25 protein-coding genes are annotated in these 25,368 nt (G+C 58.2%); 11 read left to right on the top strand and 14 right to left on the bottom strand.

What is annotated here, in order from left to right; genetic code table 11:
- Positions 1-18: 18 nt before the first annotated feature.
- Positions 19-387, bottom strand: a complete 369-nt coding sequence (locus JFT86_RS12365; protein WP_103304522.1) for a PH domain-containing protein — start codon at positions 385-387, stop codon at positions 19-21.
- Positions 388-549: 162 nt separating this feature from the next.
- Between JFT86_RS12365 and JFT86_RS12360 the strand changes: the two genes are divergently transcribed.
- Positions 550-1,308 carry a hypothetical protein gene (locus tag JFT86_RS12360; protein WP_201236907.1) on the top strand — a complete coding sequence of 253 codons (759 nt, stop codon included), beginning with the start codon at positions 550-552 and terminating at the stop codon, positions 1,306-1,308.
- A gap of 71 nt (positions 1,309-1,379) precedes the next feature.
- On the top strand, positions 1,380-3,299 hold the full coding sequence (locus tag JFT86_RS12355) for an alkaline phosphatase D family protein (protein ID WP_201236906.1): 1,920 nt from the start codon (positions 1,380-1,382) through the stop codon (positions 3,297-3,299).
- 37 nt (positions 3,300-3,336) lie between these two features.
- Here the strand turns inward: JFT86_RS12355 and JFT86_RS12350 are convergent, their stop codons facing one another.
- On the bottom strand, positions 3,337-4,509 hold the full coding sequence (locus tag JFT86_RS12350; RefSeq protein ID WP_201236905.1) for an aspartate aminotransferase family protein: 1,173 nt from the start codon (positions 4,507-4,509) through the stop codon (positions 3,337-3,339).
- Positions 4,510-4,611: 102 nt separating this feature from the next.
- Between JFT86_RS12350 and JFT86_RS12345 the strand changes: the two genes are divergently transcribed.
- From JFT86_RS12345 to JFT86_RS12335, 3 genes are read left to right on the top strand one after another with little or no spacing between them, the layout of a single operon-like run.
- Entirely contained in the window at positions 4,612-5,517 is a 906-nt protein-coding gene (locus JFT86_RS12345) for a LysR family transcriptional regulator (RefSeq protein ID WP_201236904.1), read from the top strand.
- Between the two features lie 55 nt (positions 5,518-5,572).
- Positions 5,573-5,977: a GNAT family N-acetyltransferase gene (locus tag JFT86_RS12340; protein WP_201236903.1), complete on the top strand. Its 405-nt coding sequence runs from the start codon at positions 5,573-5,575 to the stop codon at positions 5,975-5,977.
- Positions 5,978-6,037: 60 nt separating this feature from the next.
- Positions 6,038-6,553 (top strand): hypothetical protein, encoded by a 516-nt coding sequence (locus tag JFT86_RS12335; protein ID WP_201236902.1) that lies wholly within the window; start codon positions 6,038-6,040, stop codon positions 6,551-6,553.
- Position 6,554: 1 nt separating this feature from the next.
- Here JFT86_RS12335 and msrA read toward each other — a convergent pair whose 3' ends face one another.
- Genes msrA through msrB form a run of 3 tightly spaced genes read right to left on the bottom strand, consistent with a single transcriptional unit; the run spans position 6,555 to position 9,645 of the window.
- Positions 6,555-7,259 carry a peptide-methionine (S)-S-oxide reductase MsrA gene (gene msrA, locus JFT86_RS12330; protein ID WP_201236901.1) on the bottom strand — a complete coding sequence of 235 codons (705 nt, stop codon included), beginning with the start codon at positions 7,257-7,259 and terminating at the stop codon, positions 6,555-6,557.
- 15 nt (positions 7,260-7,274) lie between these two features.
- Positions 7,275-9,083: a cytochrome c biogenesis protein DipZ gene (locus JFT86_RS12325; protein WP_201236900.1), complete on the bottom strand. Its 1,809-nt coding sequence runs from the start codon at positions 9,081-9,083 to the stop codon at positions 7,275-7,277.
- Positions 9,084-9,126: 43 nt separating this feature from the next.
- Positions 9,127-9,645: a peptide-methionine (R)-S-oxide reductase MsrB gene (gene msrB / locus JFT86_RS12320; protein WP_201236899.1), complete on the bottom strand. Its 519-nt coding sequence runs from the start codon at positions 9,643-9,645 to the stop codon at positions 9,127-9,129.
- A gap of 150 nt (positions 9,646-9,795) precedes the next feature.
- On the opposite strand from msrB, the gene JFT86_RS12315 reads away from it, so the two are divergent.
- The 3 genes from JFT86_RS12315 to JFT86_RS12305 all read left to right on the top strand — a co-directional run bounded on the left by JFT86_RS12315 (position 9,796) and on the right by JFT86_RS12305 (position 12,843).
- Complete coding sequence (locus JFT86_RS12315) at positions 9,796-10,506, top strand: response regulator transcription factor (RefSeq protein ID WP_201236898.1); 711 nt, start codon at positions 9,796-9,798, stop codon at positions 10,504-10,506.
- Positions 10,503-12,023: a HAMP domain-containing sensor histidine kinase gene (locus tag JFT86_RS12310; RefSeq protein WP_201236897.1), complete on the top strand. Its 1,521-nt coding sequence runs from the start codon at positions 10,503-10,505 to the stop codon at positions 12,021-12,023. Before JFT86_RS12315 ends, JFT86_RS12310 begins: the two co-directional genes overlap by 4 nt.
- Before the next feature lie 118 nt (positions 12,024-12,141).
- On the top strand, positions 12,142-12,843 hold the full coding sequence (locus JFT86_RS12305) for a hypothetical protein (protein WP_201236896.1): 702 nt from the start codon (positions 12,142-12,144) through the stop codon (positions 12,841-12,843).
- 69 nt (positions 12,844-12,912) lie between these two features.
- Here the strand turns inward: JFT86_RS12305 and JFT86_RS12300 are convergent, their stop codons facing one another.
- The 9 genes from JFT86_RS12300 to hmpA form a co-directional block, all read right to left on the bottom strand.
- Positions 12,913-13,404: a RidA family protein gene (locus JFT86_RS12300; protein ID WP_201236895.1), complete on the bottom strand. Its 492-nt coding sequence runs from the start codon at positions 13,402-13,404 to the stop codon at positions 12,913-12,915.
- Positions 13,405-13,765: 361 nt separating this feature from the next.
- Positions 13,766-14,653 (bottom strand): heme o synthase, encoded by an 888-nt coding sequence (cyoE, locus tag JFT86_RS12295; protein ID WP_053123579.1) that lies wholly within the window; start codon positions 14,651-14,653, stop codon positions 13,766-13,768.
- 11 nt (positions 14,654-14,664) lie between these two features.
- Positions 14,665-15,000 carry a cytochrome o ubiquinol oxidase subunit IV gene (cyoD, locus tag JFT86_RS12290; protein ID WP_007916940.1) on the bottom strand — a complete coding sequence of 112 codons (336 nt, stop codon included), beginning with the start codon at positions 14,998-15,000 and terminating at the stop codon, positions 14,665-14,667.
- On the bottom strand, positions 15,000-15,623 hold the full coding sequence (gene cyoC / locus JFT86_RS12285) for a cytochrome o ubiquinol oxidase subunit III (protein ID WP_008084797.1): 624 nt from the start codon (positions 15,621-15,623) through the stop codon (positions 15,000-15,002). Before cyoC ends, cyoD begins: the two co-directional genes overlap by 1 nt.
- Positions 15,624-15,626: 3 nt before the next feature.
- Positions 15,627-17,657, bottom strand: a complete 2,031-nt coding sequence (cyoB, locus tag JFT86_RS12280; protein ID WP_007916945.1) for a cytochrome o ubiquinol oxidase subunit I — start codon at positions 17,655-17,657, stop codon at positions 15,627-15,629.
- Positions 17,658-17,660: 3 nt separating this feature from the next.
- Positions 17,661-18,602, bottom strand: a complete 942-nt coding sequence (cyoA, locus tag JFT86_RS12275; protein ID WP_201236894.1) for a ubiquinol oxidase subunit II — start codon at positions 18,600-18,602, stop codon at positions 17,661-17,663.
- Between the two features lie 825 nt (positions 18,603-19,427).
- Positions 19,428-19,937, bottom strand: a complete 510-nt coding sequence (locus JFT86_RS12270) for a disulfide bond formation protein B (RefSeq protein WP_201236893.1) — start codon at positions 19,935-19,937, stop codon at positions 19,428-19,430.
- A gap of 25 nt (positions 19,938-19,962) precedes the next feature.
- A complete protein-coding gene (locus JFT86_RS12265) occupies positions 19,963-20,523 on the bottom strand; it encodes an ester cyclase (protein WP_201236892.1) in 561 nt (186 codons plus the stop codon).
- Between the two features lie 236 nt (positions 20,524-20,759).
- Complete coding sequence (gene hmpA, locus JFT86_RS12260; protein ID WP_201236891.1) at positions 20,760-21,941, bottom strand: NO-inducible flavohemoprotein; 1,182 nt, start codon at positions 21,939-21,941, stop codon at positions 20,760-20,762.
- 162 nt (positions 21,942-22,103) lie between these two features.
- On the opposite strand from hmpA, the gene norR reads away from it, so the two are divergent.
- The 3 genes from norR to JFT86_RS12245 all read left to right on the top strand — a co-directional run bounded on the left by norR (position 22,104) and on the right by JFT86_RS12245 (position 25,301).
- Positions 22,104-23,660, top strand: coding sequence for a nitric oxide reductase transcriptional regulator NorR (gene norR / locus JFT86_RS12255; protein ID WP_201236890.1), 1,557 nt, complete (start codon positions 22,104-22,106; stop codon positions 23,658-23,660).
- 252 nt (positions 23,661-23,912) lie between these two features.
- Entirely contained in the window at positions 23,913-24,815 is a 903-nt protein-coding gene (locus tag JFT86_RS12250; RefSeq protein ID WP_201236889.1) for a chemotaxis protein, read from the top strand.
- A 27-nt stretch (positions 24,816-24,842) separates the two neighbouring features.
- Positions 24,843-25,301 (top strand): N-acetyltransferase, encoded by a 459-nt coding sequence (locus tag JFT86_RS12245; protein WP_201236888.1) that lies wholly within the window; start codon positions 24,843-24,845, stop codon positions 25,299-25,301.
- Positions 25,302-25,368: the final 67 nt, after the last annotated feature.

The raw sequence follows: 25,368 nt of genomic DNA, 5'->3' as shown, positions 1-25,368 counted from the left end.
CGAACGCGCCACGCGCACTTACAATAGATGCCTGGAGATGTACTTCGAAATCTCCACCATCGACGTTTTCCCGGTGAACTCGAACTTCACCTTCCCCAGCGACGAAAAATAAATCTCCAGTTCCGAGTCCAGATCAAACGTTCCGGAGGTCTCCACGGAATACGCGACAATGTTCTTGTACGGCAGTGAAGTGAAATCCTTCTTGCTGCCGGTGATTCCCTGCACATTGACCGCGATGATGCGTTTGTTGGTGAACACCACGCCATCGCGCATGGCTTTATAGGAATCGATCACCTCTTCACCTTCCAACAGCAACGCCGTCACACGTTCGGCGTACTCGTCGTTCTGCTTGAGTTTGAAGAAGCCTTTGTTGTTGAAGTCGATCATCTGTCCATCCTTTGATTGAGAAAGATCCGCCATCATCAAAGTCCGTTACGTGGATGAAGAGCGTGGCGCGACGCTACTATTTTGTTATCTTGCCGTCCATCTTCAGCGCGGCTCATCAGTGCGCGCTGCATCAAGGTTTTTGCAGGTTAAGGAAAGGATCGAATGGAGTTTCTGTGTCTACTCGCATTTTTGGCGGCATGGGGTTTCATGTGGCGCTGGGTGGTGAAGAACCGCGGTAACTGGAATCTGTTTGTCGGCAACGTTCTCGGGGCGGGAGCGGGTTTTATTGTCGGTATAGTGGTGTTCTCCATCACGCTTTCACTGTTCGCGCCGGAGAGCAAAACTGCGAAAAAGCAGATTCAAGAGACTGTCATTCAAGAGGTCGCGCCAGTTGCGGCGGAGCCTGAACCTGTTCCGACGCCGGCCCCCGTTGCAGTCGCGCCACCTGCACCTGCACCTGCACCTGAAAACTTTCCGTCCTTTGTTGCCGGCAAACCACAGAATGAACCTTCACCACCCGAGTCCGCTTTGTTGCCGAACTTCAGCAAACGCCTGCCAGCTTCACTGGCAGAGAAGGACTTCAAGGACACCGTGGGCAACGACTTCGCTGTTTTGCGCAGACTCGCCGGCAGCAATCCGAATGCCGACAAATCCTTGATGGCGTTCATGATTTGCGAGCCCTTCATCAAGAGTGCCATGCGCTTTTCAGCGTCGACGGTGATCTCGAGCGCCAGGGACGCCAGCAGCCAACGCTTCAAGGATCAGACCTACACCGTTAGCAGTACCGCCACTGCCCGGAATATGTTGGGTGACGATATCAGCTACCGTTTTGACTGTTCAGTGCAGCAAGTGGACGGCAACGATGCGGGCAAGGCTGCGTGGCGACTGCTCGATCTGAAGTTGAAGAAGAGCGACTCTTAAGCCTCACTTAAGGGATCAAGGCGCCGGCTGCGCTATCATCGCCGGCCTGTGCGCCTTGAGCTCTGACCCGGATGTCCCCGACCCTTGATGACCTGAACCCGCTGCCTGCTGTTTTGGCCGGCCCGCTGCTGCGACGGCTGGAGCCGACACGACTGGTGCTGTGGCTGGTCGGTACGCGTCCACTGTCGCTGACTTTGCGCCTGCAAGGTGTAGGAGATATCCCTCTAGATTCTGGGAAATGCACGGTCGTACCCGTAGGCAGTCGGGCGTTCGTTCATCTTATCGATATCACTCTCGATAGCGCCCTGCCCTGCGACACACAAATCGACTACGACCTGCTGATCGATGACCAGGAGCGGATTGTCGATTGGGCCCCGCATCTTGTGTATGGCAATGCCGCTTGCCCGAACTTCGTCCTGCGCTCACGGATTGAACAATTGCTTCACGGTTCCTGCCGCAAACCGCATCACCCGGCAGATGATGGTTTGCTGTGTGTCGATCAACTGCTGGCGGCGCAAACCGATCCGCAACAACGTCCGGCGCTGTTGATGATGAGTGGCGATCAGGTCTACGCCGATGACGTTGCCGGCCCGATGCTGCGGGCGATCCATGCCTTGATTAAGCGCCTCGGCCTGTTCGACGAACACCTCGACGGCGCCGTGGTCAGCGACAGCGCGAAACTCTACGAGCACCCGGCCAGTTACTACCACCGTGCGGATTTGTTACCGGCACTGGAGAGCAACGAGACTTTGCGTGAGCGATTTTTCGGTGGTGCGCGTAAGCCGATTTTCACCAGCAGCAGCGCCGACAATCACCTGGTGACGTTTGCCGAGATCATGGCGATGTACTTGCTGGTATGGTCACCGGTTGCATGGACACTGATCAATCCGCAGCCTCCAGTACTGACGCCGGATCGCCTCAAGCGATATGCACTCGAACAGACCCGCATTGATGCGTTCAAGGCTGGCCTGGGCAACGTCGCCCGAGCATTGGCGCATTTGCCGAGCCTGATGATTTTCGACGATCACGACATCACCGATGACTGGAACCTTTCCGCGCAATGGGAGGAAACGGCCTACGGCCATCCGTTCTCCAAACGCATCATCGGCAACGCGCTGATTGCCTACATGCTCTGCCAAGGCTGGGGCAATAACCCGGATGCCTTCAAGGATGTACTGGAGAAAACCCGCCGCCTGAGCGCCAGTGGCGATGACCACTACCTTGACCGCCCGGTGCAGGATGAGCTGATCGATACGCTGCTGCGCTTTCAGAACTGGCATTTCGTGATGCCGACCAGCCCGGCGCTGGTTGTGCTCGATACCCGCACCCGACGCTGGCGCAGCGAAATGACGCTCAAGCAACCGTCGGGTCTGCTCGACTGGGAAGCCTTGAGCGAACTGCAGCAGGAGCTGCTGGATCACCCGTCGGCGATCATCGTTTCGCCCGCGCCGATTTTTGGTGTGAAGCTGATTGAAACGGTGCAAAAAGTCTTCAGCTGGTGCGGTTATCCACTGCTGGTGGATGCCGAGAACTGGATGGCCCATCGGGGTGCCGCGCAGGTGATCCTGAATATTTTCCGACACACACGTACGCCGGGTAACTACGTGGTGCTGTCCGGTGATGTGCATTATTCCTTCGTCTACGAAGTGCTTATCCGACATCGCAAGGCCGGCCCACGGATCTGGCAGATCACCAGCAGCGGGATCAAAAACGAGTTTCCGAAAACCCTGCTGGAATGGTTCGACCGCCTCAACCGCTGGCTCTACTCACCGCGCTCACCACTGAATTGGTTTACCAAACGCCGGCTGATGCGCATCGTGCCGTACACACCCGAACATGCCGAGGCGGGTGAGCGACTGTGGAACTCGGCGGGGATCGGCCAGGTGTTTTTCAATGAGCAAGGGCAACCGCGCGAGATCATTCAGCACAACTCGAATGGAGCGACGAAGACACGGATGCTCGCGCCGGATCTGGCGGACTATCCGAACTAAGTCTTTGCTCGCTCCCACAAGGGGCAGCGGATGCCTGTCAGTGAGTTGTTACTGCCCGCACCACTCCCCTGACAATCATCTCCACCTCCCGCTCATCAATTGTCAGCGGCGGCAGCAGCCGTATGGTCTTGCCGCGCGTGACGTTGATCAGCAGCCCATGATCCCGCGCCGCGATCAGCGTCAGATCACGAATCGGCTGTTTCAGCTCGATGCCGATCATCAAACCCTGACCACGAATCGCCAGCACATTCGGGTTGTCCGCCAGCTCTGCGCGTAACCGGCTCAACAGACGTTCACCCTGCACACGCGCATTTTCCAGCAATCCTTGTTCTTCGATGATATCCAGCACCGTGCAACCCACTCGACAGGCCAGCGGATTGCCGCCGAACGTGCTGCCATGGCTGCCGGGGGTGAACAGATCAGCCGCCCTGCCCCGCGCCAGACAAGCACCGATGGGGACGCCGTTGCCGAGTCCTTTCGCCAGTGTCATGACATCCGGGACGATGCCTTCATGCTGAAACGCAAACCACCGGCCGGTGCGGCCTATGCCAGTCTGGATTTCATCGAGCATCAGCAGCCAGGCATGACGATTACACATTTCGCGCAGGGCTTTCAGATAACCCGGCGGTGCCAGTTGTACGCCGCTTTCGCCCTGGATCGGCTCGACCAGAATCGCGACGATCCGCTCGCCGTGCTTGCGCTGAACTTGCTCCAGCGCCGCAAGATCACCGAATGGCACTTTAACGAAATCCCCCGGCAGTTCGCTGAAACCCAACCGAACCGCCGGGCCATCACTGGCGGACAACGTACCGAGTGTGCGGCCATGAAACGCATTGGCCATCACCACCACCAGCGGCTGCTCAATACCCTTGCGCCAGCCATACAACCGCGCAAGCTTCAGAGCGGTTTCGTTGGCCTCGGCCCCGGAGTTATTGAAGAACGCCCTGTCCATCCCCGACAACTCAGTCAGCCGTCTGGCCAGCCGTTGCTGCCAGTCGATGCTGTACAGATTAGAGGTGTGCAGCAGCAATCCCGCCTGTTCGCTGATCGCCGAAACGATGCGCGGGTGCGAGTGCCCCACATTGGTTACCGCCACACCGGCAACCGCATCCAGATACTCGCGACCGGCCTGATCCCACAGGCGAGTGCCCAGGCCTTTGGTGAAACTCAGGGCCAATGGTTGATAGGTGTTCATCAGGGCGGCGGTCATGACTTCAAACTCCAGTGAAGGTCGGTGTGATGTCAGTATGGTTAGCCACCAGAACTGGATAAACTCGGCAAAACTTCAATCATTTAAAAGCAGGACTTGATAATGGACCTGTTCCAGTCGATGGGCGTCTACGTCAAAGTGGTCGAAGCGGGGAGCATGACGGCGGCCGCGCTGCAGTGCGACATGTCGACGACGATGGTGGGAAATCACCTGCGCGCGCTGGAGCAGCGGCTCGGTGTGCAACTGCTGCAACGCACCACCCGACGTCAGCGCCTGACTGAATTCGGCAGCGTTTACTACCAGCGCTGTCTGGATGTATTGGGGCTCGTGGCGGATTCCGAGCGCCTCGCCGAACAGGCCCTTGATGAGCCGCGAGGCCTGTTGCGCATCACCGCGCCGCTGACCTTTGGCGTCGAGCGGCTGGCCCCTGCACTCAGCGATTTTTCCCTGCAATACCCGCAGGTAAAAATGGATGTGGTGCTGACCAACAGCCGTCCGGATTTATTGGAAAGTGGCCTGGATGTGGCCTTTCGTCTGGGTCACTTCGACCAGTCCAACCTGATCGCCAGGCCGCTGATCGACTACACGCTGACTGTGTGCGCCTCCCCGCAATACGTGACCCGACGCGGCATGCCGAATACCCCTGAAGACCTGCAACAACATGACTGCCTTTCATTCGCCTACCCTGCAGGTGATGACTGGCAGTCAGTGGAAAAACGCTGGCGCCTTAGTGGCCCGGATGGGGAAATCATGGTCGACGTCAGCGGCCCGATGCTAATGAACACCTCCGCAGGCCTGCATCAGGCTGCCCGCACTGGCATGGGCATCGTGATGCTGCCCGATGCGCTGGTAGAACAGGACTTGCGCGAAGGCAAACTGGTGGAAGTCATCCCCGATTACCAACCGCCCAGCCGTCCATTGCACCTGCTTTACGCCCCTGATCGTTATCGATTGCCGAAGCTTCGACGCTTTGTCGAATTCGCGATGAAAACCTGGGGCAGATCCTGATTGCATGGATAACCAACCCCACACTCAAATGAGTACAGACAAGGAGTCGACCGGCATGAACAACAACCTGACCCTTCGCGACCTGTTGCCCGCCGAAACAGAATCGGTACGACAGTTCCTCGGGCAACACGGCTGGGGACACCGGACAGGCTCCAGCGAGCATTTTGCCAAGCTCATCAAAAACTCCCAACGCACGGCCATCGTGCTGGATGGCGAGCAAATCATCGGTTTCGCCCGAGGCATCACTGATCATCTATCCAATGGCTATCTATCGATGGTCGTTGTCGACGGGCGACATCGACGCCAAGGGATTGGACGGGCGCTGGTTGAGCACGTAATGGGCGACAATCCCGACATCACTTGGGTACTGCGCGCCGGCCGGGAAGGTGCCGGGGCCTTTTTTGCCAGCCTGGGTTTTGAGACGTCGGTGATTGCAATGGAGCGGCCGCGATTAAAATAAGCGGCGTCCGCCCTGGCACCGCTATGATCCGGTTTCTCTTTCCAGCACGGACGCTGCACGATGCTCGCCACTCTACAAAATACCCCCTTGTGGGTTTATGCCGTTTTTCTGGTTCTGGTGTACTTCGGTCTCAAGGCCCGCAAACCGCAACACGAAAGCCGCTTTTCCCTGCTATCGACGCCGCTGGTGTTGTTGGCCTGGTCGCTGTTGTCATTGAACCTGACGGATGACCCAGGCTTGAGCCTGAGCGGCTGGCTCATTGCTTTGTTACTGGGTGTCCTCTCGGCATGGCTGATTTTTTCGAACAAGGGGGTAAATCTTGATGATCCGGAAACCGGGTTGATTGTGCCGGGCACCTGGAAAGCGCTGATTCTGCTCCTGCTTTTTTTTGCCGTGAACTACTACTTCGGCTATCAGGATGACGTGCACCCGGAGCGGGCTGCCGCCCCGGATATGTTGTTGTTCAAAGCCGTAGCATCGGGTTTTATCAGTGGTCTGGTGAGCGCTCGCTCACTGAAATATTACCGCTTGCTGCGCATCCTTCAGGCTCAACGCCCTTTATTGGGCAGCCGATGATTCAGGAGCCGCTTTTCACCAACACCGGTTTCTCCTGATAGCGCTGAGCAAACACCTGCTTCAGATTTGCCACCTTCGGCATGTCGTTGATTGCGATGTACGGATAGCTCGGGTGTTCAGTCAGGAAGTCCTGGTGATAGTCCTCTGCCGGATAGAAGCCGTTGTAGGTTTCCAGTTTGGTGACGATCGGCTTGTTGAACGCATGGGCCGCGTCGAGTTGGGCGATGTAGGCTTGCGCCACACGTTGCTGATTGGCGTTGACCGGAAATAGTGCCGAGCGATACTGCGTGCCGCTATCCGGGCCCTGACGGTTAAGTTCGGTGGGGTTGTGGGCCACGGAGAAGTAGATCTGCAACAGGCTGCCGTAGCTGACCTGGGTCGGATCGAAAGTGACCTGCACCGACTCCGCGTGGCCGGTATCGCCCTCGCTGACCCGCTCATATTGCGCGGTATCCGCCGCGCCACCGGCATAACCCGAAAGCGCTTTTTGCACGCCTTTGACGTGCTGAAAAACTCCCTGTACGCCCCAGAAACAGCCGCCGGCGAACACCGCAGTTTCACTGTGTGCCTGAGAGTTTTCGTCGAGGGCCGGCGCTGGCAGAACCACTGCGTCCTCGCCGCCGAAGGAAAACGCCGAGCATTGACCGACCACACCCGCCATCGCGACACCCAGTAACAGACGACACCAGACACTTTGAGTTTTCATGTTGTGCACTCCTGATCAGCCGAAAGTAAAGGCGTAGGCCGACACGCCCGGGTCAAGAAATTCGATGGTGAAGGTTCGATCCTTCACGCCGTCCGTTTGCCGCACCAGTTGATACAACCGCTGCTCGGTGACACGACCACTGCCATCAGGGGCAACATCGACACCGTGAGCGTCACCCGGTGCGCGGCCATCAATCGAGACTTTGAAACGCACCGGTTTGCCCTCCGCACCCGGGCCCAGCACCAGGTGCAGGTCGCGGGCATGGAATCGGTAGACGATACGACTGGCCGCCGCGCTGGCGGTCGCGCGCTCTGCCCCAACGGCCCATTGCCCGCCGAGGCTCCAGTCGTTCAATGCCAGATTGGCGGGCGGGTTGTAGGCTGCGACCTTGTCAGGCACAAGGTTGGTTTGCGCGACGAAATGTTCCGCCCGCTGGTAGCCGACGTAGGTTTCCGGCGATTGCACTTCGTTCATGTCCGGCGCCAGTTGCACGCCCTTGGCATCGGCATTGATCAAGCCATCGGCGACCGTCTTCGCCCCCGCTTCACGCAGCAATTGCTGTATGACTCGCTCCGACTCGGCGTAGTCCCCTTCGCCAAAATGGTGGTATCGGATACGTCCCTGCGCGTCGGCAAAGTAATGCGCCGGCCAGTATTCGTTATTAAAGGCGCGCCAGATCTTGTAGTCATTGTCGATGGCTACCGGGTAAGTGATACCCAGGTCCTTCATCGCTTTGGTGACGTTGCCCACGTCACGCTCGAAGGCGAATTCCGGCGCGTGTACCCCGATCACCACCAGGCCTTGATCACGATACTTCTCGGCCCAGGCTTTGACATACGGCAGAGTGCGCAAGCAGTTGATGCAGGAGTAGGTCCAGAAATCGACCAGCACGACTTTGCCCTTTAAAGCCTGGGCATCGAGTGGCGGTGAGTTGAGCCACTGCACGGCGCCATTCAGCGGCGGCAACTGACCTTCAACGGGCAAGGTGTCCGGCGCCTTGGCCGCCATTTTCATCGCGCCCCCGGCGGCCATCATGCTGCCGTTTGCTGCGTCATCCGCCGCAGGAATCTGCGCCATCATCGTGCCGTTCGCGTGGGCGGTTTTATCCGAAAGCTTGCCGACCAACGCCTGTTCCAAACCGCCGGTGGAGGCCGTCGAAAGACGCGCGAGAACCCCGGTATCGAGGCCCAGCGCAATCGCCGCGACCCCGGCCAACATCAATGCACCCAGCCCGCGACGGATCCATTCACCGGTACCGATCGAGCGTTTCATCAGCGCAAAAACCTTACCGCCCAGCAGCAAGGCTGCGGCCAGCGAAGTCGCGGCACCTGCCGCGTAGGCGAGCAACAACAGCGTGGTGGCGATGCTTGCTCCTTGCAGCGCGGCACCGGTCAGAATCAGTCCGAGTATCGGCCCTGCGCAAGGCGCCCAAAGCAGGCCCGTGGCGACGCCGATCAGGAACGAAGCGCCGGGACGCGGACGATTTTCCTGGCCGGCGGCTTGCGACAGACGACTGCCGGCCGACACCAGTGGTCGGGTCAAGCGCTCGGCCACTCGCGGCAGCAGCAATGTCAGCCCGAACAGTGCAACGAACAGCAACGCGAGCCAGCGACCGTACTGATTGACTTGCACCACCCAGCCGCCGCCCACAGCCGCCAACGAGGCGACGAGTGCGAAGGTGACCGCCATCCCCGCCAGCAGCGGCAAGCCACTCTTGATAAACGGCTGCCCGGTGCGAGCGAAGACAAAAGGCAGAACCGGCAGGATGCACGGGCTGACAATCGTCAGCGCACCACCGAGATAAGCGAGAACCAAGAGCCACATAGTGTCGTCCTGTTTGAAGTGAAGATCGCAAACGCGCCATGGCTCAAGCCGCCACGGCTTTGAAAGTCATCGCCAGGCCATTCATGCAATAACGCAGGCCGGTGGGTTTCGGACCGTCATCAAAGACATGACCGAGATGACCACCGCAGCGTCGGCAGTGAACCTCGTTGCGGACCATGCCAAAGGAGCGGTCCTGACGCGTAGACACCGCATGCTCCAGCGGTGCCCAGAAACTGGGCCAACCGGTACGGCTGTCGAATTTGGTCGCGGATGAAAACAGCGCCAGCTCACACCCGGCGCAGGCAAATGTGCCGGCACGATGCTCATTGTTGAGGGGGCTGGTATAGGCGCGCTCGGTGCCCTCCTCCCGCAGGATCTGGAATTGTTCGTCGGTCAGGATTGAATGCCATTCGCTGTCGCTGTGCGCCACCTCGAAGGCTTCGTCTGCCTGTGCTTCGCTGACCAGTGCGGTGCCAGTCGACAATTTTGGCAATACACCTGCCAACAGGGCTGCAACCCCTAGCCCGCCGCTCGCTACGAGAATCTGTCGCCGTGAAAACATGACCGTCTCCGAAATTCCAGGTGTCTGTTCTGGAACACAGCCTAGGCTTGGGTTGATCGCCAAATCCTCACGGGAAGTTAACGAATTCGTGATAACTCGCCCGGAGGAAAACCCGCACAATGCGCTCATTGCGCCGAAGGATTGAGCTTCATGGAACAGACCAAACGCATCCTGGTGGTCGAGGATGACCAACACATCGCCGATCTGATTTGCCTGCATCTGCGCTACGAGCACTACGAGGTCGTGCACTGCGTCGATGGCGACGAAGGCATGCGCCTGCTGCAACAGGGACACTGGGACGCATTGATCCTCGACCTGATGCTGCCGGGCGTCGATGGTCTGGAAATCTGCCGCCGCGCCCGGGCCATGACACGCTACACGCCGATCATCATTACCAGTGCCCGTTCGAGCGAGTTGCACCGCATTCTCGGTCTGGAACTGGGTGCCGACGATTACCTCGCCAAACCGTTCTCGATGCTCGAGTTGGTGGCACGGATCAAAGCCCTGCTGCGTCGTGTCGATGCCATGGCGCGCAATCTGAAGATGGATGCCGGCAGCCTGAGCCTCGACGGCCTGAACATCGACCCGATCACTCGCGAAGTCAGCCTCGAGGGTCAGCGCCTGGATCTCACACCACGGGAGTTCGACCTGCTGTATTTCTTTGCGCGTCAACCCGGCAAAGTATTTTCGCGCATGGACCTGCTCAATGCCGTGTGGGGTTACAGCCACGAGGGCTATGAGCACACCGTCAACACGCACATCAATCGCCTGCGGGCGAAGATCGAAAAAGATCCGGCGCAACCTTCGCGCATCCTCACCGTGTGGGGTCGCGGCTACAAATTCGGTACCGAGCAGCCATGAAACTGACCCTGACACAGCGCCTGTCCCTGGTATTCGCCGTTCTGTTGCTGGTGTGCTGCGGCACATCCGCATGGCTGCAGGTGCGCTCCAACCAGATGCATGAACTGGAGGTGGTGCAAGGCCTGTCGCGGGATCTGGCGCGACACATTGCCCATGACACCGTACTGATGGACAGCAATGGCCTGATGCCCGGAGCGGTACGTGAACTGTTCAGCCAGTTGATGCTGGTCAATCCGAGTGTCGAGGTGTACCTGCTCGACACTGAGGGTCGTATCGTCGGCAATGCCGCGCCTGAAGGAAAGATGCGTCGGCAGCAGGTCGATCTGGCGCCGATCCGCCAACTGCTCAATGACCAGCCATTGCCGATCCTCGGCGATGACCCGCGCAGCGTCGATGGGCGCAAGGTGTTCAGTGCCGCGCCATTGCAGGTCAACGGCAAAGCCGCCGGTTATCTCTATGTGGTGCTGCTCAGCGAAGAGCATGACCGCTATGCCGAGCGCGGTGCCACCAGCGCCGCGCTCAACACGGCATTGCTGTCGATCGGACTGGTTGCGCTGCTCTGCCTGATTGCCGGTCTGACCGCATTCAACCTGATCACTCGGCCACTGCGGCGCCTGACCGAAACCGTCAGCCGCTTCGACATCGACGGTGCACCGCAAACCCTGCCCGCGGCATCGACACCTGTGGATAAAAGCGCTGACCCGGACGAGATCGCCGTGCTCGATGCTGCTTTCCGGCAGATGCAAAACCGGCTCGGTGAGCAGTGGCGTTCATTGACCCGTCAGGATCAGGAGCGGCGCGAACTGGTGGCGAACATTTCCCACGACCTGCGCACGCCGCTGGCCTCGCTCCACGGTTATCTGGAAACGCTCTCGCTCAAGGACGCCACCCTGCCTCCCGAAGAGCGCCGCCGCTATCTCGGCATCGCTCTCGATCAAAGCCGCAAGGTCGGCGGGCTGGCGCAATCGCTGCTGGAACTGGTGCGTCTGGAACACGGTTTTGTCCAACCGATACCGGAACGTTTTTCGCTGATCGATCTGGTGCAGGACATCTTCCAGAAATTCGAACTCACCGCCGAAGCGCGACAGGTCGAACTCAAAGCCCATTTTGTGCCGAACCTGCCCACCGTTTGCGCCGACCTCGGTTTGATCGAGCGAGTACTGACCAATCTTGTCGACAACGCTTTACGCCATACGCCCCAAGGTGGCGAAATCGAACTGGATCTGACGCCACAAGCAGCATTGGTTGAAGTAACGGTCAGCGACACCGGGCCCGGTATTGCGCCGGAGTTACGTGAAGGTCTGTTCCTGCGCCCGTTCAATATCGGCGGTGCACGTCGCGACGGTGGTTTGGGGCTGCGGATCGTGCACCGCATTTTGCAACTGCACGGGCGCAAGATTCAGTTGCTGGACGTCACCGGGCGCGGCGCGACGTTCCGCTTTTCACTGCCGACCGATCAGCAAACCGCCGAACAGTGGATGGTGCGCTCGATGAACCTCGACACTCCTGGCAAATAGTTGGGACCGCCGGCCCGTTGCTCCGTGACAACGTCGCCCCGCTCCCCTAAATTAGTCGACCTGAAAAAGCCCTCGTGCTTTCTCATCTCCACTCAAGTTAAAAAGTAGTGAAATTTCAATGTCCGATTTCAACACCGCTGAATCCGTAGTTACCGAATCGTCCAAAGCGGAATACGAAAACTCCATCAATCTTTCACAACATCTGCCACAAGCCAAAATCATCAGCGAGATGGTCTTGGACGCTTTTCAGTCGAATCGCGAAAGCGACCAGATCCGCGAGTTACGCGCCGCGATCCGTCAGGCTCATGACAGCTTTGATGACGACAAGGCCTATGAGTTGATGGGCAAACTCAAGGCTCTGAAAGACGCCGAAGCCGCTGACATTGCCGCACTTGAAGACCTGAGCAGCAAGTTCTCGATCGGCCGCATCCTGTCCTGCTTCAAGGACGATCCGGCATTCCAGGAAATCGTTTACGGCCTCGCCCTCAAAGTGCTGAACCAGACCCATCAGGCGATCAGCAACCCGAGCGGTGGCAAGAGCAAGGCTGCGAAGAAGAAAGAAGTCGAAATCTTCACCATCAGCAAGGACGGCATCAGTGTAACCCTGCCACTGCGCACGCCGCGCTCGCGCCTGAACGTTGATCGTGCAGCACTGGAATTCCTCGGTTTCACCTTCGTCGGCGAAGGCGAAGAAGCGGAGCTGGAAAGCGAAGTCTTCGTTGATAACGCCGGCACCGAACAAGCCGTCAACCGCAAAAACATCATCACCGCCCTGCAACAGCAAACCGCGTTCGATGGTTACAGCATCGCCGCTCAGTAATATTTCGGCGCTGACGAAAAAGCCCCGCACTGAGATTCAGGCGGGGCTTTTTGCTTTCCGGCCTGGGGGTTATGCGTCGGAGTGCAATGCCGCAATCATGTCGACTTCAATCGCCGCATTCTTCGGTAATTGATACACACCGACGGTGGTACGCGTGTGCCGGCCAGCATCGCCGAGCACATGGCTGAACACGTCCGACGCACCGTTGGCCACTTCGCTCAGGTCAACAAAGTCCGGCGTCGACTTCACGTACACGGTGACCCGCAGTAACGCTTTGATCTTGTCCAGCGAACCGACTGCATCGACGATCAGCGCCAGACAACGCATCGCACTGATGCTCGCGGCGGCCTGGGCATCCTTCAGGGTCAATTCCAGCCCGACGCGACCGGGATACTGAATCTTGCCGTGCGTGCGCGGCACCATGCCGCTGATGTACAACTCATCGTGATGACGGATCAGCGGCGCGTAATTGCCACCGGCCGTGTTCTCACCATAGATGTCATAGCTCAGATCCTGGGCCAGGGCAATGAAGCGTTCGTCGCAGGTCATCCTCTCAGTCATTTCGCCCAGCCTTATGATCAGTGTATGAAGAACCGCAGGTTTGGACCGATGACCGCAGGATCTTTGAATCGATACGTGCCATCGATATGGTTGGATCCAAATCTAGGTCTTTTGCCAATTGATAGCAACTTGTTGGCCCACGCTCAGGTTACCAACACAAAATCCTGTAGGAGCTGCGGCACGCTGCGATCTTTTGATCTGATCTTTAGTTCAACAATCAAAATCAAAAGATCGCAGCGTGCCGCAACTCCTACAAGGGGATCGCGTCGAGGTGGTTGCGCTGTCCCAAACGCAACAGTTACCCAACAAAAAACCCCGCACATCTCTCGATGTGCGGGGTTTTTCTTCAAGCCTTTGTGCCTTACGGCGCGTACGTCAGCAGCAGCTCGGCTGGCACCTTGAAGTCCAGGGACATCATGACGCTCAACGCAGTGATGGTGAAGATCGAGAACACGAACAGCTTGCGTGCCCAGACTGTGTCATCCACTGCCTTGTAGCCGGTCCAGGCCATGTACAACCAGTACATGCCCATGGCCGCGGCGACCGCGAGGTAGCTCATGCCGGCATAACCGCTGAAGGTCAGCATCAAGGTCGCCACGAGGAACGCCAGGATGTAGAGCAGGATGTGCTTCTTGGCCACTTGAATCCCGCGCTTCACTGGCAGCACCGGAATCGATGCTGCCAGGTAATCGTTGAAACGGAAGATCGCGATGGCATAGGAATGCGGCATCTGCCACAGGCTGAACATCACCAGCAACGTCAGTGCGGCCATGTCGAAGCTGTTGGTTACGGCAACGTAACCGATCACTGGCGGCATGGCGCCCGACAGACTGCCCACCAGCGTACCGTGAACCGACTTGCGCTTGAGGTACAGGCTGTAGAAGCCGACGTAGATAACGAAGCCGATTACTGCGAACAGGGCAGCCAACGGGTTGGCCACCTTGTACAACAATGCAACGCCGAGAACACCAAGGATGGTCGCGTAGACCAGGGCCAGTTTCAGGGAGATCAAGCCCTGGACCAGCACCCGGTTCTTGGTGCGTTCCATCTTCAGGTCGATGTCGCGGTCGATGCAGTTGTTGAACACGCAACCGGAGGCGACAACCAGGGATGTACCGATCATGGCAGCGAGAAACACCGCCAGATCGACATGCCCTTTCGAGGCCAGGAAAAACCCGCCTGCCACAGAAAGCACGTTACCGAAAATGATCCCCGGTTTGGTGATTTGGATAAAGTGCTTGAGCGACATCGGGTCTTACCTCACTTCGCCATCATGTAGGTGTGGATGCTGAACATGATCCACAACGACAGGCCAACCAGCAGCACAATCACAATCGCCGTAAAGACGAATGCAATCACGTTGTTACGCTGAGCAATGGAACGGTCCAGGTGCAGGAAGTAATACAGGTGAACGATCACCTGGATCACTGCGAACAGCAGGACGATTGCCAGCGTGGTGGCCTTCGGCAGGCTCGGGTACATCACCAGACCGAATGGGATGACGGTCAGGATCACCGACAGGATGAAGCCGATGGCGTACGACTTTACGCTGCCGTGGCCAGCATCATGGCTGTCATGGGAGTGTGCATTAGCCATTACAGAGTCCCCATCAGGTAAACAACGGTGAATACGCAGATCCACACCACGTCCAGGAAGTGCCAGAACAGGCTCAGGCAGCTCAGACGGGTCTTGTTGGTCGCCGTCAGGCCGTGCTTGTTGACCTGGTACATCATGATGCCCATCCAGATCAGACCCGCAGATACGTGCAGACCGTGGGTACCGACCAGGGTGAAGAACGCGGACAGGAAGCCCGAACGGCTAGGACCGAAGCCCTCGGAGATCAGCAGGTGGAACTCGTTGATCTCCATGGCGATAAAGCCTGCGCCGAGCAGGAAGGTCATGAACAACCAGCCCAGAACCTGCTGCTTCTTGCCTTTGAACAACGCCAGCATGGCGAAGCCGTAGGTGATCGAACTGAACAACAGCAGAGCGGTTTCGCCCAGCACGTATGGCAGTTCGAAGATGTCGTGGCCCGCAGGGCCACCGGCTACGTTGTTTACCAGTACTGCGTACACCGCGAAGATCGACGCAAACAGAATGCAGTCGGTCATCAGGTAGAGCCAGAAACCGTATACGGTCATCTCGCCCGAATCGTGGTGATGGTCATCGTGCCCATGTTCACCATGGGCGTGTCCGGCATTGGTCACTAAATTCGACATGGTTTAAGCCTGTTCCAACGAGGTTTCAACACGGGTGGCACCGGCCGGGATTTTCCCTGCCGCGACCAGACGCTTGTGCTGCTCGGCTTCGATGCGCTCGATCGTTTCAACCGGAACCATATAGCCCTGGTCGTCACGTGCAGCGTGGATCACGAAGTAGATGACAGTGCCGGCCAGGCTGGCGATCGCCAACCACCAGATGTGCCAGATCATCGCGAAACCGAAGACGGTCAACAGTGCGCCCATCACCACGCCAGTGGCGGTGTTGTTCGGCATGTGGATCGGCTCGTACTTGGCCGGACGCTGGTACGCGGTACCGTTTTCCTTGGCTTCAGTGAACGGGTCGATGCAGTCAGCCTTAGGCAGCACAGCGAAGTTGTAGAACGGAGGTGGCGACGAAGTCGACCATTCCAGGGTGTGTGCATTCCACGGGTCACCGTGATCGCAAACGTTCTCTGGCTTGTTACGGTCACGTACCGACACGTACAGCTGGATCAGCTGGCAGGCGATACCTACAGCAATCATCACCGCACCGAACATGGCAACGTACAGGTACGGTACCCACTCAGGGTTGGTGGTGGCGTTCAGACGACGGGTCATGCCCATGAAGCCCAGTGCATAGAGCGGCATGAACGCGACGAAGAAGCCCGAGATCCAGAACCAGAACGCTGCTTTACCCCAGCCTTCGTGCAGCTTGAAGCCGAACGCTTTCGGGAAGTAGAACGCGAAACCTGCGATGTAACCGAATACCGCACCGCCGATGATCACGTTATGGAAGTGCGCGATCACGAACAGGCTGTTGTGCAGAACGAAGTCAGCACCCGGGATGGCCAGCAGTACGCCGGTCATGCCGCCGATGGCGAAGGTCACCATGAAGCCCAGAGTCCACAGAACCTGGCTGGTGAAGCGCAGACGGCCCTGGTAGATGGTGAACAGCCAGTTGAATAGCTTCACACCCGTCGGGATGGAAATCAGCATCGTCGCCAGACCGAAGAAGGCGTTGACGCTTGCACCCGAACCCATGGTGAAGAAGTGGTGCAGCCAAACCATGAAGCCCAGTACCGAGATCGCGCCCGAGGCGTAGATCATCGAGTGGTGGCCGAACAGTTTCTTGCCGGTGAACGCCGAGATCACTTCCGAGAAGATGCCGAATGCCGGCAGGATCAGGATGTAAACCTCAGGGTGGCCCCAGGCCCAGAACAGGTTGACGTACATCATTGGATTGCCACCAAGTTCATTGGTGAAAATGTGGAAATCCATGTAACGGTCAAGGGTCAGCAGTGCCAGGGTAGCGGTCAGGATCGGGAACGAAGCCACGATCAGAACGTTTGCCCAGGTGCAGGTCCAGGTGAAGATCGGCATGTCCATCAGTTTCATGCCAGGGGTACGCATTTTCAGCACGGTCGCGAGGAAGTTAACCCCCGTTAGCGTCGTACCTAAACCGGATAACTGTAGCGCCCAGATGTAGTAGTCCATGCCCACGCCAGGGCTGTACTGCAGACCCGACAGCGGTGGATACGCAACCCAACCGGTCTTGGCGAATTCGCCGACGCCCAGGGACAGGTTGATCAACACGACGCCCGATACCAGCAGCCAGAAGCTCAGGGAGTTCAGGAACGGGAAGGCAACGTCACGCGCGCCGATCTGCAGCGGCACTGCAAGGTTCATCAGGCCGGTGAAGAATGGCATCGCCATGAAGATGATCATGATCACACCGTGAGCGGTGAAGATCTGGTCATAGTGTTCAGGTGGCAGGTAGCCAGGCGAACCCTCGGTGGCCATGGCCAACTGGGTACGCATCATGATGGCGTCGGCAAAACCGCGCAGCAGCATGACCATGGCGACGATGATGTACATCACGCCGATTTTCTTGTGGTCGACCGACGTCAGCCACTCGGTCCACAAGTAAGTCCACTTCTTGAAGTAGGTGATTGCAGCGAACAGCGCCAGACCACCGAGGGCGATCATGGCGATGGTCACCATCACGATCGGCTCGTGGAATGGGACTGCTTCCCAACTTAATTTACCAAACATCGTTTACTCCTCTGCCCCGGCAGCTGAATGCGAACTCGAGTCAATTTCCGTGGCCGCCACTTCTTTCTCTTTCTTCTCGTGCTTCAGCGGCTTGCCCGGCTTCATACCTTCGTACTTGTCGACGATGATCTGGAACTGGTTCGGCGTGACCGAGGAGTAGAGCTCGACTGGGTTGTTCTGGCTTGGCTTGGCAAGGGCTGCGTATTCAGCTTGATCAAGCTGTTTAGGTGACTTCTTGACTTCACTTACCCAGGCGTCGAAATCTTCCTGAGTCGTAGAGATAGCTTTGAACTTCATGCCGGTGAAACCCGCGCCGCTGTAGTTGGCGGAGATACCGTCCATTTCAGCGTTACGGTCAGCGATCAGGTGCAGCTTGGTCTGCATGCCCGCCATCGCGTAGATCTGGCCGCCCAGACCCGGGATGAAGAACGAGTTCATCACAGCGTCAGAGGTGATCTTGAAGTTGATTGGCGTGTGCGCCGGGAACACGATCTTGTTGACCGTGGCAATGCCTTGTTCCGGGTAGATGAACAGCCACTTCCAGTCCAGCGCGACCACTTCGATGGTCACTGGCTTGACGTCGGATTGAATCGGACGATAAGGGTCCAGTTCGTGGGTCGAAATGTAGGTGATGTAACCCAGGGCAATGATGATCAGGACCGGGATGGTCCAGACTGCCACTTCGATTTTGGTCGAGTGCGACCATTTCGGGGTGTAGATCGCGTCCTTGTTAGAGGCGCGGTACTTCCAGGCGAACAGGAAGGTCATGACGATAACCGGCACAACGACCAACAGCATCAGCAGCGTGGCGGTGATGATCAGGTTGCGCTGTTCCAGGCCGACCTGGCCCGTTGGATTGAGCAAGGTCATGTTGCAGCCTCCCAGCAACAACGTGCCGAGCAGCGGCACTAGGCCTAGTAATCTGGGGTACCTGTTTTTACTCATCTCACGACCTCTAAAGCAGCTTGCGCAATGCAGTTGGGTTTTGATCGCCAACACTTCACCCTGCCAAGGGTTGGCATTTTCTTTGGATTGAATAAGGGCCGCCCGTCGCGCGTCAGACGCTCGACAAAACCTGGGACAGCGGTCAGTTCTTATTCGAATTCGTGGTCAAAGGCCTTGTTACAGACCAATTCCATTTGGTGCGGAAAGTTGGAAGGCACCGACACCTGGGTGTCTTGAAAGCCTTACGACTCGCTCGACACCCGACTTCCTGCTCGCCTCCTTAATAAAGGCTGAACAGTGCCGGGAATTCAGTGCGGGCGATTGTAGATAGGTAGCGCCCTATACACCATGTCTTATCCCGAAATAATTTTTATCCGTTCGAGCAACAATCCATCGCCATTTTTGCAAAAGTGCCGCATGTTATCGAAATCGATTCTCAACAAAAACACCAAAATTTGTAGGTGTACCGGCCTCAGTTCAGACAGCTCTGAAGGCTTTTTCCGAAAGCAGGATCAGCGCAAACCCCGATACTCCAAGGCTTTTGGCCATCTGCCATGTCTTGTTAAAAGTGCCTGATCTGGCACACACGTGCAAAAGCAGCAAAACGCTGAAACAGACCAATCCTTTTTTGTAACAGCGCACCAATCCGCGTCACTGAAGAGACCTGCGACACGGCGTGTGTGACAACATGTCGCACACCCGCCACACCCTTCCTTGCCGTCCATCACAGTGTTTTTACAAACACTCTGAAATGCAAAACGCCCCGATTTGCTGATACGCAAATCGAGGCGCTTTCTGTATCGGCAAGAATGCCGAAGAGTTGACTCAGCGCAGTGCTTTTCGGTTACGCGAGGTCAACAGCGGCACCAACACCACCACCAGCACGAATGCCACCAACGCCCATTGCGCCAACGACAGACCGAGGATCGGCGGGTACGGGGTCGAGCAGAAACCGTCGACCTGGAACCCCAACGGGAAGATCTTCGCCAGCGGCAGACCATCGACAATCGGCTGCAACACATCGATGCCGCAGCTCACCGCCGGATAGAACTGGGTGTAGACGTGATGCCCGGCCACACCGGCCCCGGCAATCGCACAAATCACCACCAGCACTTCAAACACCGTGATGCTGCGCCGCGTGCGCATGGCCGCGCCAATGAAGGCGAACAGCGCGATCAGCAGCAATGCATAACGCTGCAAAATGCACAGTGGGCACGGCGCCTCGCCGAGCACGATCTGCATGTACAGCGCGCCACCGATCAATGCCAGGCAGATAATGCCCAGCAGCACCAGAAAGCGCCGCTCACGCCCCAATCGAATCGTTTCCTCGCTCATCGCATTTCCCTTGTATGTCCATGGTTCAGCTGGCCGGCGGCTGCGCTTGCAGTTGCGCCATCAGGCTGATGTTGTCTTCGATATGCCAATTGGCGGCGATACGACCGTTGTCGATCTGATAGATATCGGTTGCCCGGAAGTCTACACGCTGCCCCTGCCCTTTGAGAGCCTTGAACGTGCCAGTGAAATGCCCGCGAAAGTGCAGATGCACCACCACGCGATCACCGGCGACGATCATTTGCTCTATATCGCAGCTCAGATCCGGCACCGCCGTACGAAAGAACTTCGACGCCAGCAATGGTCCGGTCGGCCCCTGTACCCGGCCTTCGGGTGGAGTCTTGTCGACAAACTGCGGCGACAAGGCTGCGGTGGCCAGCGCCTCTTCGCCACTGTTCCAGAAACTGCCATAACGCCGTGCTGCCAGTTCCATGGCTGCAACCTGTGCCTTGGGCAAGCTCTGATCGACGATCAGAGTCTGCGGAGTGATCAAGGCAGATTCGGCAGAGGCAAACGGGCTGGCCAGCAATGCGGCCGACAGACCCAGGGCAGCGAAGCTGATACGACGGGCGAAGGTGAGGTGCGACATGGGGCGATCCTGATCATGTAAACGAACGAGCGCCTATCATCAGCATCGGGGAATTAACGATAAACCGGTTAAGAAACGATTAACCTTTAAACACTTTTTAAGAATCAAGACCGCGTAACGACCATCGCGAGCAGGCTCACTCCCACAAGGGATCTGCGTCGTACACCACTTTCATGTACGCCACCGCCCCTGTAGGAGTGAGCCTGCTCGCGATGCAGACAACTCGGTCTGAAGGGTTACTCCAAAGCAGAAGCTGGCCCGAAGAACTCGTAACGACTCTGTTTCTCCGGCACACCCAGCGCTTTCAAGTGGCGCTTGATCGCCGCCATGAAGCCCTTCGGCCCAAGGAAGTAAGCGTCGACATCACGCTGCTGGGGCAGCCAATCGCCGAGCAACTCCTGGCTCAACATCCCGACCTTGTCCGCCGCCGGACTCACGCCATCGTCTTCGGCGTAGCAGTAGAAGCGTTTGAGTTGCGGATGACGCTCGGCCAGGCCGTCGATCCAGTCGCGGAACGCATGCACGCTGCCATTGCGCGCGCAGTGAATAAAGTGCACCGGGCGCTCGGTTTGCAGCGCCGCTTCCAGCATCGCCAGCGTCGGAGTGATGCCGACGCCGCCGCTGATCAGCACCAACGGCTTGTCGCTGGCGGTCAGGGTGAACTCGCCCGATGGCGGGAACAGCTGAATGCTTGCGCCGACATGCAGTTGATCGTGCAAGTGATTGGAAGCGCGGCCACCCGGTTCGCGTTTAACGCTGATGCGGTACTGACCTTTGTTTGCCAGTGCCGACAGCGAGTAGTTGCGACGGATTTCCTCACCGTCGAGGATCAGCTTCATGCCGATGTACTGGCCGGGCTCGGCGGCCAGAATCGGGCCTTTGTCGGCCGGTTCGAAGTAGAACGAAATGATCTCCGCGCTCTCCTCGACCTTGGCCGCGACGATAAACTCGCGCGCCCCGCGCCAGCCGCCGACAGCCTGTTCTTTCTGGTCGTAGATCGCCGTTTCGGCGCCGATCAGGATATCGGCCAGTTGTCCGTATGCCGCGCCCCACGCACTCATCACTTCTGGCGTGGCAATTTCCTCGCCGAGCACTTCAGAGATGGCGCGCAGCAGGCAGGCACCGACAATCGGATAGTGCTCAGGCAGGATTTGCAAGGCGACGTGCTTGTTGATGATCTTCGCCACCAGATCGCCCAACTGGTCGAGCTGATCGATGTGACGGGCGTACATCAACACGCCGTTGGCCAAAGCCCGGGGCTGATCGCCGCTGGCCTGGTGGGCCTGGTTAAACAATGGGCGAACTTCCGGGTATTCAGAGAGCATCATCCGGTAGAAGTGGGTGATCAACACTTCACCACCGCTTTCCAACAGGGGCACGGTGGATTTGACGATGGCACGATCCTGGACGCTAAGCATAGGGTGACTCCTGAGCTCGATGAAAAGTTACCTGAGACTTATCAGTTTCCGTGCCAACTTATTTATCGTTATAAATCAATATTTTAAAAACTACGTAGTCAAATAGACTCAAAGCGCTTTATAGTCATCGCGACTACATCGTGTCTCTTTGACTACAAGACCATGACTGCCAAATCCCTGCTCACCGCTCTGCTGCCTCTGGTTTCCGACCTGTCCCGCGAATTGCCCGAGGGCGAACGCTACCGACGCCTGCTCGAAGCCATGCGCGCCCTGCTGCCGTGCGATGCCGCCGCACTGCTGCGCCTCGACGGCGAATCGCTGGTGCCGTTGGCGGTGGACGGCTTGAGTGCCGACACCCTCGGCCGACGCTTCAAGGTCAACGAGCATCCGCGCTTCGAGATTTTGCTGGCCGGCAATGGACCGACCCGTTTCGCCGCCGACAGCGACTTGCCCGATCCTTACGACGGCCTGGTTGATGGCCTCGACGATCACCTTGAAGTCCACGACTGCCTCGGCTGCCCCTTGTTTGTCGACGAAAAACTCTGGGGCCTGATCACCCTCGACGCCCTTGATCCCGAGCGCTTCGAACCGATCGAACTGGATGCCCTGCAAGCCTTCGCCAGCCTCGCCTCGGCCACGGTCAACGCCGCCGAACGCATCGAACGGCTGGCGATCCGTGCCGAAGACGAACACCAGCGCGCCGAGGTTTACCGCCAGGCCAGCGGCCAACAGAACCGCGAAATGATCGGCCAGAGCAAAGCACTTAAACGCCTGGTGGAAGAAATCAATCTGGTCGGCGGCAGTGACCTGACCGTGTTGATCACCGGTGAAACCGGGGTCGGCAAGGAGTTGGTGGCGCAAGCCATTCACGGCGCGTCACCGCGAGCCGACAAGCCAATCATCAGCCTCAACTGCGCCGCGCTGCCGGACACGCTGGTGGAAAGCGAATTGTTCGGTCATGTGCGCGGCGCGTTCACCGGCGCCACCAGTGACCGTCGCGGTAAATTTGAACTGGCCAATGGCGGCACGCTGTTTCTCGATGAAGTCGGTGAGTTGTCGCTGACCGTGCAGGCCAAATTGTTGCGCGTATTACAGAGCGGCCAGTTGCAGCGCCTGGGCTCGGACAAGGAACATCAGGTCGATGTGCGCCTGATCGCCGCGACAAATCGCGACCTGGCCGAAGAAGTGCGCAGCGGTCGCTATCGTGCCGACTTCTACCACCGTATGAGCGTGTACCCGCTGCGGGTGCCGGCCCTGCGTGATCGCGGGCGTGATGTGTTGCTGCTCAGCGGCTTCTTCCTCGAACAGAACCGCTCGCGCATGGGCCTCAACAGCCTGCGACTGAACAGCGACGCCCAGGAAGCGCTGCTCGCCTACACCTGGCCGGGCAACGTGCGTGAACTGGAACATTTGATCGGACGCAGTGCGTTGAAGGCGTTGGGCAACTGCAAGGTACGGCCAAAGATCCTGAGTTTGAGTGCGGCGGATCTGGATTTGCCGCGTGAGGTTGTGGATAACCCGGTTGAGCCGGTTGCCGGGGTGCTGGCTTCTGTACCTTTGATCAGCGGGGATCTGCGCGCCGCCACCGAGGAATATCAGCGGCGATTGATTGGTGCGGCACTGGAGCGCAATCAGGACAACTGGGCGAGCGCGGCGCGGGAGTTAGGGCTGGATCGGGCGAACCTTGGGCGCATGGCCAAAAGACTAGGCATGAAATAACCACATCCTGTTGTTTGATTGAGTCTCTGTGGTGAGGGGATTTATCCCCGATAGACTGCGAAGCAGTCCCCTCTTTTGAAATAAGAAGCGGGGCCGCTGCACGCCCCATCGGGGATAAATCCCCTCACCACAGGTACATCCCTGTCCGCCCGACAACAGACCTAAAGCCCAACCTTTTGACGCCGATAACCCGGCATCAATAGTTTCTGGCGATTTACACCCTCGCCCACCACCTTTCCACAGAAGGTTTATATGTCCTCCACCAAAGCCCGCGCAGATTCACTTTCGCTTCTGCTGTTCACTTTGCGCAGCGGCAAGCTGATGGCGATCAACCTGTTGAAAGTCAGTGAAATCATCCCCTGCCCGCCGCTGACCAAACTGCCGGAGTCGCACCCGCACGTCAAAGGCATCGCCACTTTGCGTGGTGCCTCGCTGTCGGTGATCGACCTCAGCCGCGCCATCGGCGAGCGCCCACTGGAAGACCCGAACGGCGGCTGCCTGATCGTCACCGATGTCAGCCGTTCGAAGCAGGGCCTGCACGTCCAGGCGGTGAGCAAAATCGTCCACTGCCTGACCACCGACATCAAGCCACCGCCGTTCGGCTCCGGTGGTTCCCGCGCCTACATCACTGGCGTGACTTCGGTCGACGGCACGCTGGTGCAAGTGCTGGACATTGAAAAAGTCATCCACAGCATCGCCCCGGCGCAGATCGAAATGGCCCCGACGGATCTGTCCATGGAAGACGCCGAAGTCCTCGGCAACGCGCGGATTCTGGTGGTCGACGACAGCCAGGTGGCGCTGCAGCAATCGGTGCACACCCTGCGCAACCTCGGCCTGCAATGCCACACCGCACGCAGTGCCAAGGAAGCGATCGACTGCCTGCTCGACCTGCAAGGCACCGCGCAACAGATCAACCTGATCGTCTCCGACATCGAAATGTCCGAGATGGACGGTTACGCCTTCACTCGCACCTTGCGTGAGACCCCGGATTTCTCTCACCTTTACGTGCTCCTGCACACATCCCTCGACAGCGCGATGAACAGCGAAAAGGCGCGACTGGCCGGGGCCAATGCCGTGCTGACCAAGTTCTCGTCGCCGGAACTGACCCAACGCCTGATCGAAGCGGCCAAACACGTCGCGGCCAACGGTTACTGAGTCTTGGGCGAGGCATATTGCTTTTTGATGCGGCGCGATCTGCGCGCCGCCGTGGCGGATACTATCTGGCCTCAAGGTGTTGAGGTCAGCACCTACCAACCGCAACTGGCGCCGACCGTGCATCAGTTGATGCAACTCGGTTACCGCGAAGGTGGCGGACGGGTGCCGGCGCTGGAAGTCTGGCAGCAGCGGTTTGAACGCGATCCCGAATACGATCCGCAACTGTGCTTTATCGCCATGGATGCCGAGGGTGTCGTCGGTGTGGCGCAGTGCTGGACCAGTGCCTATATCAAAAATCTGGTAGTGCATCCGCGCGCTCAGGGCCGAGGTTTGGGTCGGGCGTTGCTGTTGAATGCATTCAGGGTGTTTCAGCAGCGGCGTGAAGGGTTTGTTGATCTGAAGGTGCTGGAAGATAACCTGCGGGCGCAGCGGTTGTATGAAAGTGCCGGGATGTATGTAGTCCGCCGGGAGCTGGTTCCGGACTGACAGGTCGCCATCGCGAGCAGGCTCACTCCTACAGGGGAACGCATTTCAAAATGTAGGAGTGAGCCTG

Source organism: Pseudomonas sp. TH06, from assembly GCF_016651305.1.
Lineage (GTDB): Bacteria > Pseudomonadota > Gammaproteobacteria > Pseudomonadales > Pseudomonadaceae > Aquipseudomonas.
Note: the sequence above shows the minus strand (reverse complement) of the source record. Positions and strands in the feature narration are given on the sequence as shown.

Coding starts and splice junctions, on each gene's coding strand:
- JFT86_RS12365 (WP_103304522.1), bottom strand. CDS start 387: ATGATCGACTTCAACAACAAAGGCTTCTTCAAACTCAAGCAGAACGAC.
- JFT86_RS12360 (WP_201236907.1), top strand. CDS start 550: ATGGAGTTTCTGTGTCTACTCGCATTTTTGGCGGCATGGGGTTTCATG.
- JFT86_RS12355 (WP_201236906.1), top strand. CDS start 1,380: ATGTCCCCGACCCTTGATGACCTGAACCCGCTGCCTGCTGTTTTGGCC.
- JFT86_RS12350 (WP_201236905.1), bottom strand. CDS start 4,509: ATGACCGCCGCCCTGATGAACACCTATCAACCATTGGCCCTGAGTTTC.
- JFT86_RS12345 (WP_201236904.1), top strand. CDS start 4,612: ATGGACCTGTTCCAGTCGATGGGCGTCTACGTCAAAGTGGTCGAAGCG.
- JFT86_RS12340 (WP_201236903.1), top strand. CDS start 5,573: ATGAACAACAACCTGACCCTTCGCGACCTGTTGCCCGCCGAAACAGAA.
- JFT86_RS12335 (WP_201236902.1), top strand. CDS start 6,038: ATGCTCGCCACTCTACAAAATACCCCCTTGTGGGTTTATGCCGTTTTT.
- msrA (WP_201236901.1), bottom strand. CDS start 7,259: ATGAAAACTCAAAGTGTCTGGTGTCGTCTGTTACTGGGTGTCGCGATG.
- JFT86_RS12325 (WP_201236900.1), bottom strand. CDS start 9,083: ATGTGGCTCTTGGTTCTCGCTTATCTCGGTGGTGCGCTGACGATTGTC.
- msrB (WP_201236899.1), bottom strand. CDS start 9,645: ATGTTTTCACGGCGACAGATTCTCGTAGCGAGCGGCGGGCTAGGGGTT.
- JFT86_RS12315 (WP_201236898.1), top strand. CDS start 9,796: ATGGAACAGACCAAACGCATCCTGGTGGTCGAGGATGACCAACACATC.
- JFT86_RS12310 (WP_201236897.1), top strand. CDS start 10,503: ATGAAACTGACCCTGACACAGCGCCTGTCCCTGGTATTCGCCGTTCTG.
- JFT86_RS12305 (WP_201236896.1), top strand. CDS start 12,142: ATGTCCGATTTCAACACCGCTGAATCCGTAGTTACCGAATCGTCCAAA.
- JFT86_RS12300 (WP_201236895.1), bottom strand. CDS start 13,404: ATGACTGAGAGGATGACCTGCGACGAACGCTTCATTGCCCTGGCCCAG.
- cyoE (WP_053123579.1), bottom strand. CDS start 14,653: ATGTCGCTCAAGCACTTTATCCAAATCACCAAACCGGGGATCATTTTC.
- cyoD (WP_007916940.1), bottom strand. CDS start 15,000: ATGGCTAATGCACACTCCCATGACAGCCATGATGCTGGCCACGGCAGC.
- cyoC (WP_008084797.1), bottom strand. CDS start 15,623: ATGTCGAATTTAGTGACCAATGCCGGACACGCCCATGGTGAACATGGG.
- cyoB (WP_007916945.1), bottom strand. CDS start 17,657: ATGTTTGGTAAATTAAGTTGGGAAGCAGTCCCATTCCACGAGCCGATC.
- cyoA (WP_201236894.1), bottom strand. CDS start 18,602: ATGAGTAAAAACAGGTACCCCAGATTACTAGGCCTAGTGCCGCTGCTC.
- JFT86_RS12270 (WP_201236893.1), bottom strand. CDS start 19,937: ATGAGCGAGGAAACGATTCGATTGGGGCGTGAGCGGCGCTTTCTGGTG.
- JFT86_RS12265 (WP_201236892.1), bottom strand. CDS start 20,523: ATGTCGCACCTCACCTTCGCCCGTCGTATCAGCTTCGCTGCCCTGGGT.
- hmpA (WP_201236891.1), bottom strand. CDS start 21,941: ATGCTTAGCGTCCAGGATCGTGCCATCGTCAAATCCACCGTGCCCCTG.
- norR (WP_201236890.1), top strand. CDS start 22,104: ATGACTGCCAAATCCCTGCTCACCGCTCTGCTGCCTCTGGTTTCCGAC.
- JFT86_RS12250 (WP_201236889.1), top strand. CDS start 23,913: ATGTCCTCCACCAAAGCCCGCGCAGATTCACTTTCGCTTCTGCTGTTC.
- JFT86_RS12245 (WP_201236888.1), top strand. CDS start 24,843: ATGCGGCGCGATCTGCGCGCCGCCGTGGCGGATACTATCTGGCCTCAA.